This is a genomic window from Geodermatophilus sp. SYSU D00705 (assembly GCF_054050135.1).
This window is the reverse complement of record NZ_JBJGYT010000003.1, coordinates 222278-239290: the sequence shown is the minus strand read 5'-3', so window position 1 is coordinate 239290 and position 17013 is coordinate 222278. Positions and strand designations below refer to the sequence as shown.

General features: G+C 75.2%; 16 protein-coding genes and 1 riboswitch. Of the genes, 5 read left to right on the top strand and 11 right to left on the bottom strand.

From position 1 onward, the window contains the following. Positions 1–47 precede the first annotated feature (47 nt). Positions 48–1094, bottom strand: coding sequence for a zinc-binding dehydrogenase (locus ACI78Q_RS04080; RefSeq protein ID WP_456922043.1), 1047 nt, complete (start codon positions 1092–1094; stop codon positions 48–50). A 113-nt stretch (positions 1095–1207) separates the two neighbouring features. Next, a riboswitch (SAM riboswitch) is annotated at positions 1208–1323 on the top strand. A gap of 43 nt (positions 1324–1366) precedes the next feature. Between ACI78Q_RS04080 and ACI78Q_RS04075 the strand changes: the two genes are divergently transcribed. Then, complete coding sequence (locus tag ACI78Q_RS04075) at positions 1367–2659, top strand: bifunctional o-acetylhomoserine/o-acetylserine sulfhydrylase (protein ID WP_456922042.1); 1293 nt, start codon at positions 1367–1369, stop codon at positions 2657–2659. After that, positions 2659–3789 (top strand): homoserine O-acetyltransferase MetX, encoded by a 1131-nt coding sequence (gene metX / locus ACI78Q_RS04070; protein ID WP_456922041.1) that lies wholly within the window; start codon positions 2659–2661, stop codon positions 3787–3789. The genes ACI78Q_RS04075 and metX overlap by 1 nt, the downstream gene beginning before the upstream one ends. Before the next feature lie 12 nt (positions 3790–3801). Here the strand turns inward: metX and ACI78Q_RS04065 are convergent, their stop codons facing one another. After that, positions 3802–4383, bottom strand: a complete 582-nt coding sequence (locus ACI78Q_RS04065) for a gamma carbonic anhydrase family protein (RefSeq protein WP_456922040.1) — start codon at positions 4381–4383, stop codon at positions 3802–3804. A 64-nt stretch (positions 4384–4447) separates the two neighbouring features. On the opposite strand from ACI78Q_RS04065, the gene ACI78Q_RS04060 reads away from it, so the two are divergent. Then, positions 4448–5482 carry a uroporphyrinogen decarboxylase family protein gene (locus ACI78Q_RS04060; RefSeq protein ID WP_456922039.1) on the top strand — a complete coding sequence of 345 codons (1035 nt, stop codon included), beginning with the start codon at positions 4448–4450 and terminating at the stop codon, positions 5480–5482. Between the two features lie 21 nt (positions 5483–5503). Here ACI78Q_RS04060 and gdhA read toward each other — a convergent pair whose 3' ends face one another. The 3 genes from gdhA to ACI78Q_RS04045 all read right to left on the bottom strand — a co-directional run bounded on the left by gdhA (position 5504) and on the right by ACI78Q_RS04045 (position 8542). Continuing rightward, entirely contained in the window at positions 5504–6853 is a 1350-nt protein-coding gene (gene gdhA / locus ACI78Q_RS04055; protein WP_456922038.1) for an NADP-specific glutamate dehydrogenase, read from the bottom strand. A 77-nt stretch (positions 6854–6930) separates the two neighbouring features. Next, complete coding sequence (locus ACI78Q_RS04050) at positions 6931–7821, bottom strand: NAD(P)H-hydrate dehydratase (protein WP_456922037.1); 891 nt, start codon at positions 7819–7821, stop codon at positions 6931–6933. Then, positions 7802–8542 (bottom strand): histidine phosphatase family protein, encoded by a 741-nt coding sequence (locus ACI78Q_RS04045; protein ID WP_456922036.1) that lies wholly within the window; start codon positions 8540–8542, stop codon positions 7802–7804. Before ACI78Q_RS04045 ends, ACI78Q_RS04050 begins: the two co-directional genes overlap by 20 nt. A gap of 134 nt (positions 8543–8676) precedes the next feature. Here ACI78Q_RS04045 and ACI78Q_RS04040 point away from each other — a divergent pair, with 134 nt between their 5' ends. Beyond that, positions 8677–9255 carry a YdeI/OmpD-associated family protein gene (locus ACI78Q_RS04040; protein WP_456922035.1) on the top strand — a complete coding sequence of 193 codons (579 nt, stop codon included), beginning with the start codon at positions 8677–8679 and terminating at the stop codon, positions 9253–9255. A 15-nt stretch (positions 9256–9270) separates the two neighbouring features. On the opposite strand, the gene ACI78Q_RS04035 is transcribed toward ACI78Q_RS04040, so the two are convergent. The 5 genes from ACI78Q_RS04035 to ACI78Q_RS04015 form a co-directional block, all read right to left on the bottom strand. Continuing rightward, positions 9271–10287: a C40 family peptidase gene (locus tag ACI78Q_RS04035; RefSeq protein WP_456922034.1), complete on the bottom strand. Its 1017-nt coding sequence runs from the start codon at positions 10285–10287 to the stop codon at positions 9271–9273. A gap of 256 nt (positions 10288–10543) precedes the next feature. After that, complete coding sequence (locus ACI78Q_RS04030; RefSeq protein WP_456922033.1) at positions 10544–11032, bottom strand: hypothetical protein; 489 nt, start codon at positions 11030–11032, stop codon at positions 10544–10546. A 69-nt stretch (positions 11033–11101) separates the two neighbouring features. Beyond that, complete coding sequence (locus ACI78Q_RS04025) at positions 11102–11401, bottom strand: hypothetical protein (protein WP_456922032.1); 300 nt, start codon at positions 11399–11401, stop codon at positions 11102–11104. Between the two features lie 354 nt (positions 11402–11755). After that, entirely contained in the window at positions 11756–13144 is a 1389-nt protein-coding gene (locus ACI78Q_RS04020) for a metallopeptidase TldD-related protein (RefSeq protein ID WP_456922031.1), read from the bottom strand. Next, positions 13141–14655: a TldD/PmbA family protein gene (locus ACI78Q_RS04015; RefSeq protein ID WP_456922030.1), complete on the bottom strand. Its 1515-nt coding sequence runs from the start codon at positions 14653–14655 to the stop codon at positions 13141–13143. The genes ACI78Q_RS04020 and ACI78Q_RS04015 overlap by 4 nt, the downstream gene beginning before the upstream one ends. A gap of 171 nt (positions 14656–14826) precedes the next feature. Here ACI78Q_RS04015 and ACI78Q_RS04010 point away from each other — a divergent pair, with 171 nt between their 5' ends. Continuing rightward, on the top strand, positions 14827–15642 hold the full coding sequence (locus ACI78Q_RS04010; protein ID WP_456922029.1) for an MBL fold metallo-hydrolase: 816 nt from the start codon (positions 14827–14829) through the stop codon (positions 15640–15642). 45 nt (positions 15643–15687) lie between these two features. On the opposite strand, the gene ACI78Q_RS04005 is transcribed toward ACI78Q_RS04010, so the two are convergent. Then, a complete protein-coding gene (locus ACI78Q_RS04005) occupies positions 15688–16986 on the bottom strand; it encodes an amidohydrolase family protein (RefSeq protein ID WP_456922028.1) in 1299 nt (432 codons plus the stop codon). Positions 16987–17013: the final 27 nt, after the last annotated feature.

The window sequence follows — 17013 nt, the reverse complement described above, 5'->3', positions numbered from 1 at the left end:
GGCCACTTCGGCCGTTCCACGTGCGGCCGAAGTGGCCACTCTGGCCGTCAGAAGCGGGTCGCCACCGCGATGCCCGGCGCCCGGCCGACGTCGGCCAGCGCCGCGGCGGCGTCGTCCAGGGCCAGGTGGCGGGTGACCAGGCGCTGCGGGGCCAGCCGGCCGGCGGCGATGAGTCCGAGCAGCTCCGGATAGGCGTGCGCGGCCATGCCGTGGCTGCCCAGCACCTGCAGCTCGCGAGCGATGACCAGCTCCATGGGCACGGCCGGGCGGCCCTGCGCGGGAGGCAGCAACCCGACCTGCACGTGCCGTCCGCGCGGGCGCAGGCAGCGGACCGAGTTCTCGCAGGTGGCCGCCGCTCCCAGGGCGTCCAGCGACACGTGCGCGCCACCCCCGGTCAGCTCGGCGACCGTGGCCGCGACGTCCTCCGCCACCCCACCCGTCCCGCCGCCGTCCACCGTGTGCTCGGCACCCAGCGCGCGGGCGAGGTCCAGCGCCGCCGGGGAGACGTCGACGGCGACGACCCGGGCGCCGGCGGCCACCGCCACCTGCACCGCCGAGAGCCCGACGCCGCCGCAGCCGTGCACGGCGACCCACTCCCCGGCCCGCACCGCGGCGACCTGCACGACCGCGCGGAAGGCGGTGGCGTACCGGCAGCCCAGGCTCGCCGCGGTCACGTCGTCGAGCCCGTCGGGCAGCCCGACCAGGTTGACGTCGGCGGCGTCGAGGGCGACGTGCTCCGCCAGCGACCCCCAGTGGGTGAAGCCGGGCTGCGTCTGGTGCGGGCAGACCTGGTGCTCCCCCGCGGCGCACTGCGGGCAGCGGCCGCAGGCGTTGACGAACGGCACGGTCACCCGGTCCCCGGCCCGCCACCGGCGCACGCCCGGCCCGACGGCCGCGACGGTGCCGGCCAGCTCGTGGCCGGGCACGTGCGGCAGGACGACGTCGGGGTCGTGGCCCTGCCAGGCGTGCCAGTCGCTGCGGCAGATGCCGCTCGCCCCCACCCGGACGACGACGCCGCCGGGCGCCGGGTCGGGCACGGGCACCTCCTGCACGGTCAGCGGGCCGCCGAAGGACTCGAACACCAGTGCGCGCACGCGGGCAGCCTGCCGCACCGCCGAGCACCCAGCAGGGCCGCCCACCCGCTGACCTGCGGGAACCCGAGGCCGGTGTTCCCCGCAGGGCGGTGGGCTGCCTAGGATCGCGACTGGCTCACGAGAGGCAGTGGAAAGCACCTGGCTGGCTGCCCGGCAACCTCGACTCCGTCCGAGGTGCTCCAGGGGAAGAGCCGGCCCGACGGCGCCCGCCGCCGGGCAAGGACGGAGGTCCCCGTGCGCCGCGGGGTCTCCCGACGAGAGGAGACCGGCGCATGACCGACCCGCAGAGCTGGAGCTTCGAGACCCGGCAGATCCACGCCGGCACCAGCCCCGACCCGACGACCGGGGCCCGCGCGCTGCCGATCTACGCCACCACGAGCTACCAGTTCCGCGACGCCCAGCACGCCGCCGACCTGTTCGCGCTGGCCGAGATGGGCAACATCTACACGCGGATCATGAACCCGACGCAGGACGCGCTCGAGCAGCGCGTGGCATCGCTGGAGGGCGGCGTCGCGGCGCTCGCGGTCTCCAGCGGGCAGGCGGCGGAGACCCTCGCGATCCTCAACATCGCCGAGGCCGGCAGCCACGTCGTCGCCTCCGCCTCCCTGTACGGCGGCACCTACAACCTGCTGCACCACTCGCTGCCGAAGCTGGGCATCACCGTTTCCTTCGTCGAGGACCCCGACGACCCCGAGAACTGGCAGTCGCTGGTGCGGGAGAACACCAAGGCGTTCTACGCCGAGACCATCGGCAACCCGAAGGGCGACGTCCTCGACATCAGCGCGGTGGCGGAGATGGCGCACCGCAACGGCGTCCCGCTGATCGTCGACAACACCATCGCCACGCCGTACCTCATCCGCCCCATCGAGTTCGGCGCGGACGTCGTCGTCCACTCGGCGACGAAGTACCTCGGCGGGCACGGCACGGCGATCGCCGGCCTGATCGTCGACGCGGGCACCTTCGACTGGACCGGCGGGAAGTTCCCCGGCTTCACCGAGCCCGACCCGACCTACCACGGCGTGGTCTACGCCGACCTCGGTGCGCCGGCCTACGCGCTCAAGGCCCGGGTGCAGCTGCTGCGCGACCTCGGCCCGGCGATCTCGCCGTTCAACGCCTTCCTGGTGGTGCAGGGCATCGAGACGCTGTCGCTGCGCATGGAGCGGCACGTGGCCAACACCCAGCGGGTCGCGGAGTTCCTCGAGGCCCACGACGCCGTCGACCGGGTCAACTACCCGGGCCTGGCCTCCTCGCCGTGGCACGCGGCCCAGCAGAAGTACGCGCCGCGCGGCGCGGGCGCCGTCCTGACCTTCGAGCTGCACGGCGGCGTCGAGGCCGGCAAGCGGTTCGTCGACGCGCTGGAGCTGCACAGTCACGTGGCCAACATCGGCGACGTGCGCAGCCTGGTCATCCACCCGGCGTCGACGACGCACTCGCAGCTGACCCCGGAGGAGCAGCTGACCACCGGCGTCACCCCGGGCCTGGTGCGGCTGGCCGTCGGCCTCGAGGGCATCGACGACATCCTGGCCGACCTGGAGGCCGGCTTCCGCGCCGCGAAGGAGGCCTGATGGACGGCGGGGCCCCGGTCGGGCAGGTCGCTGCCCCCTGGGCCCCGCCGCACCCCGGTGGCTGGCGGGACGGCGACCCGGCCGGGGACCGGCGCTTCCTCGACCTGCCGGGGCCGTTCGCCCTGGAGCGCGGCGGGACCCTCCCCGCGGTGCGGGTCGCCTACGAGACGTGGGGCCGGCTGGACCCCGACGGCGGCAACGCCGTCCTCGTCGAGCACGCGCTCACCGGCGACAGCCACGTCGCCGGCCCGGCCGGGCCGGGGCACCCCACCCCGGGCTGGTGGGAGGGGCTGGTCGGCCCGGGCGCGCCGCTGGACACCGACCCGCTGTTCGTCGTCTGCGCCAACGTCCTCGGCGGCTGCCAGGGGACCACCGGCCCGTCGTCCACCGCACCGGACGGCGCCCCCTACGGGTCCCGCTTCCCGGCCGTCACCGTGTCCGACCAGGTGCGGGTGGAGGCGGCGGTCGCCGACGCCCTCGGCATCGGCCGGTGGACGGCGGTGCTCGGCGGCTCGATGGGCGGCATGCGGGCGCTGGAGTGGGCGGTCGCCCTGCCCGAGCGGGTCGGGGCGCTGCTGTTCCTGGCCTCCGGGGCCGTGGCGACCGCCGACCAGCTCGGCACCCAGACCACCCAGCAGGCGGCGATCCTCAGCGACCCCGCGTGGGCCGGCGGCGACTACCTCCCCGGCCCCGGCCCGGTCGCCGGCCTCGGCGTCGCCCGGCGGATCGCGCACCTGACCTACCGCAGCGCGCTGGAGCTCGACGCACGCTTCGGCACCACCGTCCAGGACGACGGCCGCTACGCCGTCGCCTCCTACCTCGACCACCACGCCGACAAGCTGGCCCGCCGCTTCGACGCCGGCAGCTACGTGGTGCTCACCGAGAGCATGAACCGGTGGGACGTCGGCCGCGGCCGGGGCGGGGTCGAGGCGGCCCTGTCGCGGGTCACCGCGCGCGCGGTGGTGGCCGGCGTCGACACCGACCGGCTCTACCCGCTCGCGCTGCAGCAGCAGGTGGCCGACGGCCTCGGCGTCCCCTTGCAGGTGATCCCGTCGCCGTACGGGCACGACGGCTTCCTCATCGAGATCGACGCCGTCGGCGCGCTGGTGCGGGAGCTGCTGGGCACCTGACGCGCCCGCCTCTCAGTCGGCGAAGTCGTCCCCCGGCACCGCGCCTGCGGGCGGCAGCGGCTGGCGGACCACCGGCCGCACCCGGCGCGCCGCAGGCAGTCTGTCGGTGTAGCTGGCGGCATTGCCGCGGATGTGGGCGAGGTCGTCGTCGGTCGCCTGGCGGATCACCTTCGCCGGGATGCCGGCGACCAACGAGCCCGCCGGCACCTCGGTGCCCTGGGTGACGACCGCACCGGCGGCGACGATCGACCCGGACCCGATGTGCGAGCCGTTCATCACCACGCTGCCCATGCCGACCAGGACGTCGTCATCGACCCGGGCGCCGTGCAGCACCACGTTGTGGCCGACGGTGACGCCGCGGCCGATCACCAGGGGGAAGCCGGGATCGGAGTGCAGCGTGCAGCCGTCCTGCACGTTCGAGCCCTCGCCGATCTCGATGACCTCGTGGTCGGCCCGGGCGACCGCGCCGTACCAGATGCTCGATCGCGGGCCCATCGTCACGGCGCCGACGACGACCGCCGTCGGTGCGACGAAGGCCTCCTCGTCGATCTTGGGGGCGCCGAAGTCCAGCTGTGCGATGTAGTTCTCGGCCACGAGGGTCAGCACAGCACAGTGGGGCCGTGCGCGCAGCGTCCGGACGCACGGCAGACTCCACCGCATGGTCGCCGCGCTGCCGCCCCTGCCCACGTCCATCGTCGGGAGCCTCCCGCAGCCCGGCTGGCTGATCGACCACGACAAGCTGGCCCACCAGTTCCCCCCGCGGGTGCGCGCCAAGGAGCTGTGGCGGGTGGCCCCGGCCCAGCTGGAGGAGGCGCAGGACGACGCGACGCTGCTCGCCGTCCGCGCGCAGGAGGAGGCCGGGCTCGACATCCTGACCGACGGCGAGCAGCGCCGGGAGTCCTACTCCAACCACTTCGCCACCGCGCTGCACGGGGTGGACGTCGACGACCCGGGCACCGTGCTCAACCGCTCCGGGCAGCCGATCCCCGTGCCCCGCGTGGTCGGTGACATCACCCGCCGCGAGCCGATCCAGGCCCGCGACGTGCGGTTCCTGCGCGCGGCCACCGACCGGACGGTGAAGATCACGCTGCCGGGGCCGTTCACCATGGCCCAGCAGGCCCAGGACGACCACTACGGCGACGACCGGGCGCTCGCCCTGGCCTACGCCGACGTCGTCCGCGCGGAGATCGCCGACCTGTTCGCCGCCGGCGCCGACATCGTGCAGATCGACGAGCCGTGGCTGCAGGCGCGTCCCCAGGTCGCCCGCCGCTACGGCGCCGAGGCGGTCACCCGCGCCGTCGAGGGCGCCGCCGGGCCGGTGCACCTGCACCTGTGCTTCGGCTACGCCGCGATGGTCTCCGAGCGGCCGGAGGGCTACTCGTTCCTCCCCGAGCTGGCCGACACCCCGGTCGACGCGGTGTCGGTGGAGACCGCCCAGTCGCACCTGGACCCGGCCCAGCTGCGGCCGCTGCGCGGCAAGGGGATCGCCCTCGGCGTGCTGGACCTGTCGACCCCCGAGGTGGAGACCCCGCAGGTCGTCGCCGACCGCGTGCGCCGCGCGCTGGACGACGTCGACGTCGAGCGGCTGGTGCTCACCAGTGACTGCGGCCTCAAGTACCTGCCCCGCGCGTCGGCCGAGGGCAAGATGCGCGCCCTGGCCGAGGCCGCCAGCCTGCTGCGCGCGGAGCTCTGACCGCGGGGCCCGCTGCCCGCCTCACACCAGTCCGTGGGCGTGCACCGCCTCGGCCACCTCGAGGAAGCCGGCGACGTTCGCGCCCAGGACGAGGTCGCCGGGCGAGCCGTACTCCTCGGCCGTGGCGGAGCAGCGGGCGTGGATGTCGCGCATGATCGCCTCCAGCCGCGCCTCGGTGTACTCGAAGGTCCAGCGGTCGCGGGAGGCGTTCTGCTGCATCTCCAGCGCCGAGGTCGCCACCCCGCCGGCGTTGGCCGCCTTGCCCGGGGCGAAGCCGATCCCGGCGTCGCGGAAGACCCGCACGGCCTCCGGCGTCGAGGGCATGTTCGCGCCCTCGACGACGTACCGGCACCCGTTGCGGGCGAGGACCGCGGCCGCGTCGCCGTCCAGCTCGTTCTGCGTCGCACTGGGGACGGCGATGTCGCAGGGGACGTCCCAGATGCGGCCGCCCGCGACGAACGACGCCGTCGCCACCCGCTCGGCGTAGTCGCTGATCCGCCCGCGCTCGACCTCCTTGACCTGCTTGAGGACCTCGAGGTCGAGGCCCTTCTCGTCGACGACGAAGCCGGTGGAGTCCGAGCAGGCCACGGCCGTACCGCCGAGCTGGTGCACCTTCTCGACGCCGTAGACCGCGACGTTGCCCGACCCGGACACGACGACCCGCTTGCCGTCGAGGGACTCCCCGCGGGCCCGGAGCATCTCGTCGGCGAAGAAGACCGCGCCGTAGCCGGTCGCCTCGGGGCGGACCAGCGAGCCGCCCCAGCCCAGGCCCTTGCCGGTGAGCACGCCGGACTCGTAGCGGTTGGTGATCCGCTTGTACTGCCCGAACAGGAAGCCGATCTCGCGGGCGCCGACGCCGATGTCACCGGCCGGCACGTCGGTGTACTCGCCCAGGTGCCGGTACAGCTCGGTCATGAACGACTGGCAGAAGCGCATGACCTCGGCGTCCGAACGGCCCTTGGGGTCGAAGTCGGAGCCGCCCTTGCCGCCGCCGATGGGCATGCCGGTGAGGGCGTTCTTGAAGACCTGCTCGAACCCGAGGAACTTGACGATGCCCAGGTCCACCGACGGGTGGAAGCGCAGGCCGCCCTTGTAGGGGCCCAGCGCGGAGTTGAACTCCACGCGGAAGCCGCGGTTGACGTGCACCTCGCCGCGGTCGTCCTGCCAGGGCACGCGGAAGATGATCTGCCGCTCCGGCTCGCAGATGCGCTGCACGGTCTTCATCTCGGCGTACTCGGAGTGCCGGTCCAGGACGACGGCGAGGGACTCCAGGACCTCGCGCACCGCCTGGTGGAACTCCGTCTCGCCGCGGTTGCGCCGCAGCACCTCGTCGTAGATCGCCTGCACCGTCGCAGGAACCTCGCCGCTCACCGCTGCCTCCTCCGGTCGCCGTCCGACCCCCGCACGCTACGGAGACGGTCGGGCGCTCCGGACGGCGGCCCCCGGCGTCAGGCCTCGAGCTCGCTGAGCACCCGCGGCACCTCCGGCGGCAGCTCCCGGGCCAGGAAGCCCAGCCGGCCCACCGACGCGGCCAGCCGCTCGCCGGCCCGCCCGTGCAGGAAGGAGGCCCACACCGCGGCCTGCTCCGGCGGGGCACCGCGGGCCAGCAGCCCGGCGGTGATGCCGGCCCGCACGTCGCCGGCCCCGGACACCCCGAGGCCGGCCAGACCGCTGTCGTCCTGCCACAGCCGGCCGTCGGGCGCGGCGACCCAGGACGTCGCGCCGCCCAGCCCGACCACCCCGCGCGTCCGGCCGGCGAGCTCGGTGGCGGCACCGGCCGGGTCGTCGTCCACCTGCTCCTCGTCGACGTGCAGCGCGATGGCGATCTCGGTCGGGTTGGGGGTCAGCACCACCCGGCCCTCGAGGTGCCGCAGGCAGGCGTCGTCGGCCGTCACGCAGGCCAGCCCGAGGGCGTCGAGGGTCAGGCACCCGCGCACGCCGGACAGGAGCCGCTCCCCGAAGCCGCGGGCCTCCTCCGTGTCGGCCATGCCGGGGCCGATCAGGACGGCGTCCGCGGCCTCGACGAGCTCGCGGACCGAGTCGGCGGCACCGGCCCGGACGGCGCCGCCCCGGGTCTCGGGCAGGGCGCACACGCGCGCCTCGGGGAGGGCCGTGGCGACGAAGGCGGCCAGGGACGCCACGGTGGCCACCTGCAGCTTGCCCGCCCCGGCGCGCATGGCCCCGTGCGCGGCGAGCAGCACCGCGCCCGGCGTCTCGGTGCTGCCGCCGATGACCAGGACGGAGCCGCGGGCGTTCTTGCCGCCGGTCGGCTCGGGCAGCGGCCACCCGCGCAGCAGCTCGGGGCCGATGCGGGTGGGGTCAGGGCCGCGGTGCGGCATCGGGCTCCTCGGTGACCGGCTCGGCCTCGGCGGTGAGGTGGTCGACCTCGTTGAACGCCGCCAGCCGCAGGGAGCCGTCGGCGTCCATCTCGTACCGGGTCAGCGAGGCGTTGGCCACCCGGTGGTCGCGGTCGACGGCCAGCAGCTCCTGCTCGGTCAGCTCCTCGAGCACGTAGCGGAACACCATGATCACCGCCTGGTGGGCGACGACGAGGAGCCGGTCGCAGTCGTGCCGCAGCGCCTCGGTCGCCAGCAGGCTGCGCAGCCGCAGCGCGACGTCCGCCCAGCTCTCGCCGCCCGGTGGCCGGTAGTAGAACTTGCCGAGCAGGTCTCGCCGGTCGGCCTCCTCCGGGTGGTGCTCGCGGATGCCCGCGCCGGTCATGCCGTCGAAGGCGCCGAAGTCCCGCTCCCGCAGCCGCTCGTCGGTGCGCACGCGCACGCCCAGGCCGGCCGTCGCCAGCCGCGCCGTGGTGAGGGCGCGGGCGAAGGGGGAGCTGAGCGCCGCGGTGGGCCGCTGCTCCGCCGGCAGCGCGGCCAGGTGACGCCCGAGGGCCTCCGCCTGCGCCCGGCCGGTGTCCGACAGCGGGACGTCGGGGTCGCGGATGTCGAGGTCCAGCCGGCCGGCCCCGGCCTCCTGGGCCCGCGCGTCGGCGACGTTGCCCATGCTCTCGCCGTGCCGGACCAGCCACAGCACCGCCGGTCCGGGGCCCTGGTCACCCATCCCGCCTCCTCGGGTCGCGCCGCCCGGCCGCAGCGCCCGGGATCCCGCCTCTAGCCGCCCGGCGGAGCGGCCAAACCGCCGACCGGCGTGCGGGCACTGGACGGCGGCGCCGGGCCGGCCCGAGGATCGCCGCCGTGACGCTGCCGACCGACCTGCCGGTTCGGGCCTTCCCCGACCAGTCCGCGCTGGAGGAGTGGCTGGACGCCGAGCACGCCACGGCCCCGGGGCTCTACGTGAAGCTCGCCAAGAAGGGCGCCGGGGTGCCGTCGGTGACCTACGCCGAACTCGTCGAGTCGGTGCTGTGCTTCGGCTGGATCGACGGCCGGTCCAACCGGCTCGACGACGACTTCTACCTCCAGCGCATCACCCCGCGCCGGGCGCGCAGCATCTGGTCGCAGAAGAACGTCGCGGCGGTCGAGGCGCTGACCGCGGCCGGGCGGATGCGCCCGGCCGGGCTGGCGGCCGTGGCGGCGGCGCAGGCCGACGGGCGCTGGGAGCGGGCCTACGCCGGGCCGGCCACCGCGACGGTGCCCGACGACCTGGCCGCCGCGCTCGCCGCGGTCCCCGCGGCCCAGGAGCAGTTCGCCGCGCTGGACCGGGCCAACCGCTACGCCGTCCTGCACCGGGTCACCACCGCCGCGACGTCCGCGACCCGGGCGCGGCGCATCGCCACGCTGGTGCAGATGCTCGCCGAGGGCCGGCGGCCGCACTGAGGCCGGGGGGCCGACTCAGAGGATGCGGCGCGCTCCGGCGTAGCCGCGCTGGTCGACGGTGGTGACGGCGACCGGCTGCCCGAAGGTCCGGGCGTGCACCATCTTGCCGTCGCCGATGTAGATGCCCACGTGGCTGACCGGCGAGTAGAAGTAGACGATGTCGCCCGGCTGGAGCTGGGCGCGGGGGACCTCGGTGCCCATCTGCGACTGCGACCGGCTGGAGTGCGGCAGCGAGACCCCCGCCGCCTGGTAGGCGAAGCTGGTCAGGCCGGAGCAGTCGAACCCCTCGGGGCCGGACGCGCCCCACACGTAGGGCTTGCCCAGCTGGGCCAGCGCCGCCCGGATGACCGCGCCGACGGCCTCGCTGGGCGCGGCGGCCACCACCGCGGCGGTGGAGGGCGCCGCGAGGGCCGGGCCGGCCAGCCGTGCCGTGACCGCGGCCTGCTCCTCCTCCGACAGCCGCTCGAAGTCGGCCTCGTAGGCGTCGACGCGGGCCTGCACGTCGGCCTTCTGGCGCTCCAGCTCGGCGAGGGCCGCGGTGGCCTGGGCCGCGGCGGCGTCCGCCTGGGCCTGCGCCTCCTGGGCCGCGTCCTGCGCCGCGGCCACCTCGGTGAGCAGCCCCTCGGTGTGGCTGGCGATGAGGTCCAGCGTCGTCATCTGCTGGACGACGTCGGCGGCGGACTCGCCGGTGAGGAAGGCGGCGACCCGCGACTGCGAGTGGCTGGTCCAGCCGCTCTGCGCGAAGGCCCGCAGCTGCGGCTCGTACCGGGCGACCTCGGCGTGCGCCTGCTCGGCGGTCTGCGCGGCCGCGGCGGCCACCTGCTGCTGCTCGGCGACGAGGAGCTGCGCCGAGTGCACCTGCTCGTCGAGGTCGGTCAGCTGCTGGCCGGTCTCCTCCACCAGGCGGGCGGCGTCCGCGGCGGTGGTCGGCGTGGCGCCGGCGGTGGCGGGGGCCAGCACGACCGCCGCGGCGGCGCCCACGGAGAGGGTGGCTCCGAACCAGCGTCGCCTCGTCGTCCGGTTGCGCTGCATCGCCGGCCCCCTCTCGCCACGCCCCGCCCCGGGAAGTGGGCGGTGTTCCTCGCGCGTCTGTACGCACGGTAAGGAGGGCATGTCGACGTGTAGGGGGCGCCGCGCGGGCCGCAGGGCCGGGGTCGCGACTCATGCGTCACACCGGCACCAGCAGGCCCCCGCGTCCCGCCGCGGCGTCGGACCTGTCAGCAGGAGGGGCTAGCGGGACGGCGGTGTCCTCGCCGCGGCGGTGAGGACGGCGATCACGGCGCGGCAGCTACCGCCGGCGGGGTCCGGCCGCCCCGGACGGGTGCCGGTCGGGCGCCAGGGGGACCAACCGGTCGGCGACGGCGCCGGTGACGAACGAGTAGAGGGCCTTGCCGCCGAGGTCGACGACCTGGTCGCGTCGGGACCAGGTCCACGGCGGCGCGCCGACGCCGGTGGCGTTCTCCAGCGTCTGGTCGGTGGCCAGCCGCACGGAGGTGTGCCAGGCCGACGCCCGCCAGCCGCGCAGGCCGCTGGCCGACCAGATGCCGCGCAGGGCGCCGACGAGGGCGCCGGTGCCCCAGTGCATGAGGTGGTTGCGCACCGGCGGGCGCGCGGAGCCCGGCAGCCGGCGGCGGGTGGTCAGCGCGGTGAGGGTGCGGGCCGGCACGTAGGAGTCCGGCCGGTGCGTGAACGACTGCTCGACCTTCTCACCGAGCGTCATGGCTGCGGTGCCGGCCAGCCCGGCCAGGGCACCGCGGAGGGCAGCTCGTCCCAGCATGGGGCGGCCCTACCCCAGAGGCCGCGCACCAACCGGCGCGCGGCTCCGGAGCTCAGCAGTCCCTGGCGTTCAGCCGGCGAGGGGCTCCTGGGCGTCGATCCCGGAGACCATCTCGAGGTCGCGCAGGATGGCGCCGAGCTCGTCGGCCGTCCAGGGCTCGCAGCAGTCGCAGTCGTCGCGGTAGCTCGCCAGGCCGAGCAGACCGGCGGCCTGGTCCTCGGCGATGGTGAGGTGACCGGCGGAGGGGTGCCGGTGGCAGGAGCAGGCGGCGGCGCACAGCCCGAGACCCCAGCCGGAGACGACGACGGTGTCGCCGTCGTCCCAGAGCTGACCGACCTGGAACACCGACGGCTTCTGACCTCGTGCCACGGGACCTCCCCCTCACCGGCCCCGGTGTTCGCGCGGGGCCTGTCTGTGGCCGGGACGAGGAAGACGTCCGAGCCACGTTTCGACTGTTGCGCGGGGTGGTACTGGCGGTGGTTGCGTCCGTGCGTCCATCCCGACAGGACTCACGGTATTTGGGTGTTTGCAGAACGTCACGGTCACGATCCGCCAACGATGTGACGGAACGGTTGGCACTCGACCACCCACCGTGGCGAGGTGTCGGCGCGCCGCGCCGCGATGACCGTCCTGGCGCGGCCCTCAGCCGGCCGTGGCCACGCGCCGCTTCCGCCCCCGGTCCGCTCCTCCCTCGCTGGCGCTCGGTCGATGCTCCCGGCGGCGTCAGCTGGCGGGCGACACGCTGCTCATGTTGAAGTCCGGCACCCGCACCGGCGGCATCGCCGCTCGCGTGAACCAGTCGTTCCACTCCCGCGGGAGGGTCCGCTCGGTGCGACCGGCCTCGGTGATGCGGGCCAGGAGGTCGACCGGCGACTCGTTGAACCGGAAGTTGTTCACCGCGCCGGTCACCTCGCCGCCCTCGACGAGGAAGACGCCGTCGCGGGTCAGCCCGGTGAGCAGCAGCGTCTGCGGGTCGACCTCGCGGATGTACCAGAGCGTGGTCAGCAGCAGGCCGCGGTCGGTGGCGGCCACCATCTCCTCCTGGGTGGCGGTCGCCCCGGGCAGCTCGAGCACGAGGTTGTCGACGGCGGCGGTCGCCGGCGCCGTCGTCTTCAGGGCCCACGCCCGCGGGCGGATGAGGTTGCTGAGGACGCCGCCGGAGATCCAGTCGACCGCCGGCGTCGCCATCCCGTTGTCGAAGACCGACGCCGACCCCGACGACCCGCTGACCACCTGGAACGGAGCGGCCTCCAGGCCCGGCTCGAACGGGTTGCTGCGCAGCGTCAGCGGCAGGGCCGCCAGCCGCTCCCCCACCCGGTTGCCGCCGCCGGCCTTGGCGTAGACGTTGCGCCCCTCGTCGGCGTCGCGGGCCTCCATCGTCCAGTAGGCGTAGATCATCAGGTCGCTGACCGCGGACGGCGGCAGCAGCGTCTCGTACCGGCCGGCCGGGAGCTCCACCCGGCGCCGCGACCAGCCGAGCTTGCGCTCCACCTCCGCGGCCAGCGCCGCCACCGAGACGTCGGCGAAGTCCCGGGTGCCGGTGCCGGCCCAGACCGAGCGGCTCATGTCGGCGCTCTTGCCGTTGAGCTCCACCCGCCCGGTGGGCTGGTCGTGCCGCAGCCGCAACCCGGTCGAGGTGCCCAGGTAGGTGGTCGCCATCGCGTGCTCGGCGTAGCCGAACAGCAGCTCGTCGCGGCCGCGCGCCTCACCGAAGGCCTGCCCGAGGGCGGGGGCGAAGTCGGCGAACACGCCGATCGAGGTCTCGGCCGGGTCGGCGTCCCAGTCCCCGGCGCCCGGCGGCGTCTCCGACACCAGCGGCACGGCGTCCTCGGCCGGCCCCGCGTCACGGGCGGCCTGCTCGCTGGCCGCGACCAGCTCCGCGACGTCCGGGTTGCCGGTGCGGGCCACGGTGCCGGTCGCCATCCCGGCCCCGCCGTCCACGAACGAGACGACGACGACCTGCCGCGAGCGCATCGACCCGTTGGTGGTCAGGCTGTTGCCCGCCCAGCGCAGGTTGGCCTGCGAGCTCTCCACCACGAAGGCGACCTGCCCGTCGGCGGTGGAGGCGGCCAGCGCCTTCTCGACGACGTCCTGCGGGGTCGAGGAGCTCATCGGCCGGCCTCCTGCACCGTGTTGAGGATGTTCACGTTCTCGAACAGGGCGACGGGGCAGCCGTGGCTGACCGGGGCCACCTGACCGGGCTGGCCCTTGCCGCAGTTGAGGGCACCGCCGAGCACGTGGGTCTGCGGCCCGCCGACGACGGCCATCGACCCCCAGAACTCCGTCGTCGTCGCCTGGTAGGCCACGTCGCGGAGCTGCCCGGCCAGGCGGCCGTTCTCGATCCGGTAGAACCGCTGGCCGGTGAACTGGAAGTTGTACCGCTGCATGTCGATCGACCAGCTCTTGTCGCCGACGACGTAGATGCCCCGCTCGACGCCGGCGATGACCTCCTCGGTCGAGGGGCCGCCGGGCGCCGGCTGCAGCGAGACGTTGGCCATCCGCTGGATCGGCACGTGCTGGGAGGAGTCGGCGAAGGCGCAGCCGTTGGACCGCGGGAGCCCGCGCAGGCGCGCCATGTTGCGGTCCACCTGGTAGCCGACGAGGACGCCGTCCCGCACGATGTCCCAGCTCTGCCCGGCCACGCCCTCGTCGTCCCAGCCGACCGTGGACAGCCCGTGGACGGTGGTGCGGTCGCCGGTGACGTGCATGATCGGCGAGCCGTACTGCAGCGAGCCGAGCTTGTCGACGGTGGCGAACGAGGTGCCGGCGTAGGCGGCCTCGTAGCCGAGCGCGCGGTCGAGCTCGGTGGCGTGGCCGATCGACTCGTGGATGGTCAGCCACAGGTTCGACGGGTCCACCACCAGGTCGTACCGGCCCGCCTGCACCGACGGCGCCTTGGTCTTCTCCCGCAGCAGCTCGGGGATCTCGGCCAGCTCGCCGCGCCAGTCCCGGCCGGTGCCGGTCAGGTACTCCCAGCCCCGCCCCACCGGCGGCGCGAGGGTGCGCATGCTCTCGAACGCCCCGGTGGACCGGTCGACGGTGAGCGCGGTGAGGTCGGGGTGGATGCGCACCCGCTGCTGCCGGGTCCGGGTGCCGGCGGTGTCGGCGTAGTACTTCTGCTCCTTCACCGCCGTGCAGCCGGTCTGCACGTGCTCGACGCCGTCGGCGGCCAGCAGCCGCTCGGACAGCTCGGTCAGCAGCCCGGTCTTCTCGGCGTCGGGCACCGTGAACGGGTCGACGTCGTAGTCGGAGACGTACACGGCGTCGGCGTACACCGGCTCGGGGGCGAGCTCGACGCGGTCGCTGTTCACCGCGGCGGACACCTGCGCCACCGCGACGGCCTCCTCGGCCAGCCGCACGGCCTCCGCGGCGGTGAGGACGACGCCGGCGGCGAAGCCCCAGGTGCCCTCGTGGACCACGCGCACGGCCAGCCCGAGGTCCTCCCCGTCGGCCAGGGACTCCAGGCGGGCGTCGCGCAGGCTGATCGACTGGGTGCGGACCCGCTCGACCCGCAGGTCGGCGTGCTCGCACCCCAGGTCGAGCGCGCGGGTGAGCGCCGCGTCGGTCAGCGCGGAGAGCGGGAGGGCGAGGAAGGACGCGTCCACGTCGCGGGAGGCAGCCACCCGCCCTGTCTACCAGCCGGGGCGGACGGCCTCCCTTCCGTCGAGCTCCCGCCGCACGCACCGGGTCCTGCGGACCCCAGGCGATCGCGCGCTGGTGGCCACGAGCACGCAGGCCTGTCGGCTCCTCGGGCATCCGGCGTCACCCGCGAGGCGGCGGGGTAGTCGAGGGCCATGGCCACTCCCCCGCCGTCCTCCGCCGGCGACGTCACCCTCACCTTCGGCGGGAACGCCACCACGCTGCTGCGCATCGGCGCGTTCACCCTGCTGACCGACCCGAACTTCCTGCACCGCGGGCAGCGTGCCTACCTCGGCAAGGGGCTGTGGACCAAGCGGCTCACCGACCCCGCGCTGCTGCCCGCCCAGCTGCCGCAGCTGGATTCGATCCTGCTGTCGCACCTGCACGCCGACCACTGGGACCGCATCGCCACCCGCACCCTCGACAAGGACACCCCCGTGGTGACCACGCAGGCGGCCGCCGCCGCGCTGGGCCGGCGCGGCTTCCGGGCCACCCTCGACCTGCGGCCCTGGCAGCGGCACGAGCTGACCCGGGACGGCGAGACGTTGCGGATCACCTCGGTGCCCGGCGTCCACGGGCCCGGGCCGCTGGCGAAGGTGCTGCCGCCCGTGATGGGCAGCGTCCTGGAGCTGGTGCGCGACGGCGAGGTGAGCTGGCGGGGCTACGTCAGCGGCGACACGATCTTCCGGCCCTGGCTCGGCGAGGTGCTGCAGCGCTGCGGCCCGCTCGACGTGCTCATCCCGCACCTGGGCGGCACCAAGGCCCTCGGCGTCACGGTCACGATGGACGGCCGGCAGGGCGCCGACCTCGTCGAGCTGCTGAAGCCGCCGGTCACCGTGCCGATCCACTTCGACGACTACGACCGCTTCCGGTCCCCGCTGGGCGACTTCGTCCGCGAGGTGGCGGCCCGGCGCGCCCCGGGCGAGCTGCGCACCGTGACCCGCGGCGAGACCATCTCCCTCCGGCCGTAGCGGAGGCGCCGTAGCGGAGGCCCACAGCGCAGGAGACGTGCACGCTCAGCCTCCGCTGAGGCGGGCCGCGCGCTCGGCGACCTCGGCCCGCAGCGCCTCGGCGTCCACCGTGGTGCAGGCGCCGTCGCGCACCACCTGCCGGCCGCCCACCCAGGTGTCGCGCACCAGCCGGGAGGCGCCGGACCAGACCAGGTGGGTGAGCACGTCCTCGACGTCCCCCACCGGCTCGAACAGCAGGTCACGGGTGTCGACGTGCACGAGGTCGGCCCGCCGCCCGACGGCGAGCTGCCCCAGGTCGGGCCGGCCGATGGCGTCGGCGGCGGCACCGGTGGCCAGCCAGAACGCCTCGGCCGCGGTCAGTGCGGTGGCCGAACGCTCCCGCAGCCGGGCCAGCTGCGCGGCCAGCCGGACGTCGGCCAGCAGGTCCAGCCCGTCGTTGGACGCCGGCCCGTCGGTGCCGAGCCCGACCCGGATGCCGCGGTCCAGCATCGCCCGCACCGGCGCGATGCCGCTGGCCAGCTTCGCGTTGCTGGCCGGGCAGTGCGCGACGGCGACGTCGTACTCGCGCCACAACTCCAGGTCGCCCTCGTCGAGGTGCACGCAGTGGGCGGCGAGCACCCGGCCGCCGAGGACGTCGTGGGCGGCCAGCAGCGCGGGTGTCGAGAGCCCGTGGGCGGCCAGCAGGTCGGCGTCCTCGACGACGGTCTCGGCCACGTGCAGGTGCAGCAGCAGGCCGTGCTCGCGTGCGGCGGCCGCGGCGTCGCGCAGCACCGGCAGGGGGAGCGTGTAGGCCGCGTGCGGCCCGATGCCGTACTCGATGGCGCCGTCGTGCGGGGCGCCGGCGGCGAGGTCCACCGCGTGGGCCAGCTGCTCGGCCAGCGGCGGCATCCCGGGCAGCGGGATGAGCGGGGTGGCGACCACCGCCCGCGCCCCAGTCCGGCCGACCGCGGCGGCGATCCGCTCGGGCGAGAAGTACATCTCCACGCTCGTGGTGACCCCGCCGCGCAGCATCTCCGCCGAGGCCGCGGTCATCGCGACCTCGACGTCCTCGGGGGTGAGCCGGGCCTCCCGCGGCCAGATGACCTCGCGCAGCCAGCGCTCCAGCGGCAGCCCCTCGGCCTGCCCGCGGAACAGCACCATCGGCGCGTGCGAGTGGACGTTGACCAGCCCCGGCGTCAGCACTCCGGGCAGGGCGACGACCTCGGCGTCCCTGGCGGGCGGGGCGTCCGCCGCCGCGCCGACCCAGGTGATCGTGCCGTCGTCGACGTCGACCACCGCGTCGGGGACCACCGTGCCGGCCCGGTCCCCCACGACGACGGCCCGGGCGGTGAAGCGCTGGCGCATGAGTGGCGAAGCTACCCCTGCCGTCCC

What these genes read in the sequence shown, in the direction of transcription:
- ACI78Q_RS04035 (WP_456922034.1), bottom strand. Translation starts at nt 10,287, where the DNA reads ATGCAGCGCAACCGGACGACGAGGCGACGCTGGTTCGGAGCCACCCTC.
- ACI78Q_RS04045 (WP_456922036.1), bottom strand. Translation starts at nt 8,542, where the DNA reads ATGGGTGACCAGGGCCCCGGACCGGCGGTGCTGTGGCTGGTCCGGCAC.
- ACI78Q_RS04010 (WP_456922029.1), top strand. Translation starts at nt 14,827, where the DNA reads ATGGCCACTCCCCCGCCGTCCTCCGCCGGCGACGTCACCCTCACCTTC.
- ACI78Q_RS04020 (WP_456922031.1), bottom strand. Translation starts at nt 13,144, where the DNA reads ATGAGCTCCTCGACCCCGCAGGACGTCGTCGAGAAGGCGCTGGCCGCC.
- metX (WP_456922041.1), top strand. Translation starts at nt 2,659, where the DNA reads ATGGACGGCGGGGCCCCGGTCGGGCAGGTCGCTGCCCCCTGGGCCCCG.
- ACI78Q_RS04050 (WP_456922037.1), bottom strand. Translation starts at nt 7,821, where the DNA reads ATGCCGCACCGCGGCCCTGACCCCACCCGCATCGGCCCCGAGCTGCTG.
- ACI78Q_RS04075 (WP_456922042.1), top strand. Translation starts at nt 1,367, where the DNA reads ATGACCGACCCGCAGAGCTGGAGCTTCGAGACCCGGCAGATCCACGCC.
- ACI78Q_RS04030 (WP_456922033.1), bottom strand. Translation starts at nt 11,032, where the DNA reads ATGCTGGGACGAGCTGCCCTCCGCGGTGCCCTGGCCGGGCTGGCCGGC.
- ACI78Q_RS04005 (WP_456922028.1), bottom strand. Translation starts at nt 16,986, where the DNA reads ATGCGCCAGCGCTTCACCGCCCGGGCCGTCGTCGTGGGGGACCGGGCC.
- ACI78Q_RS04060 (WP_456922039.1), top strand. Translation starts at nt 4,448, where the DNA reads ATGGTCGCCGCGCTGCCGCCCCTGCCCACGTCCATCGTCGGGAGCCTC.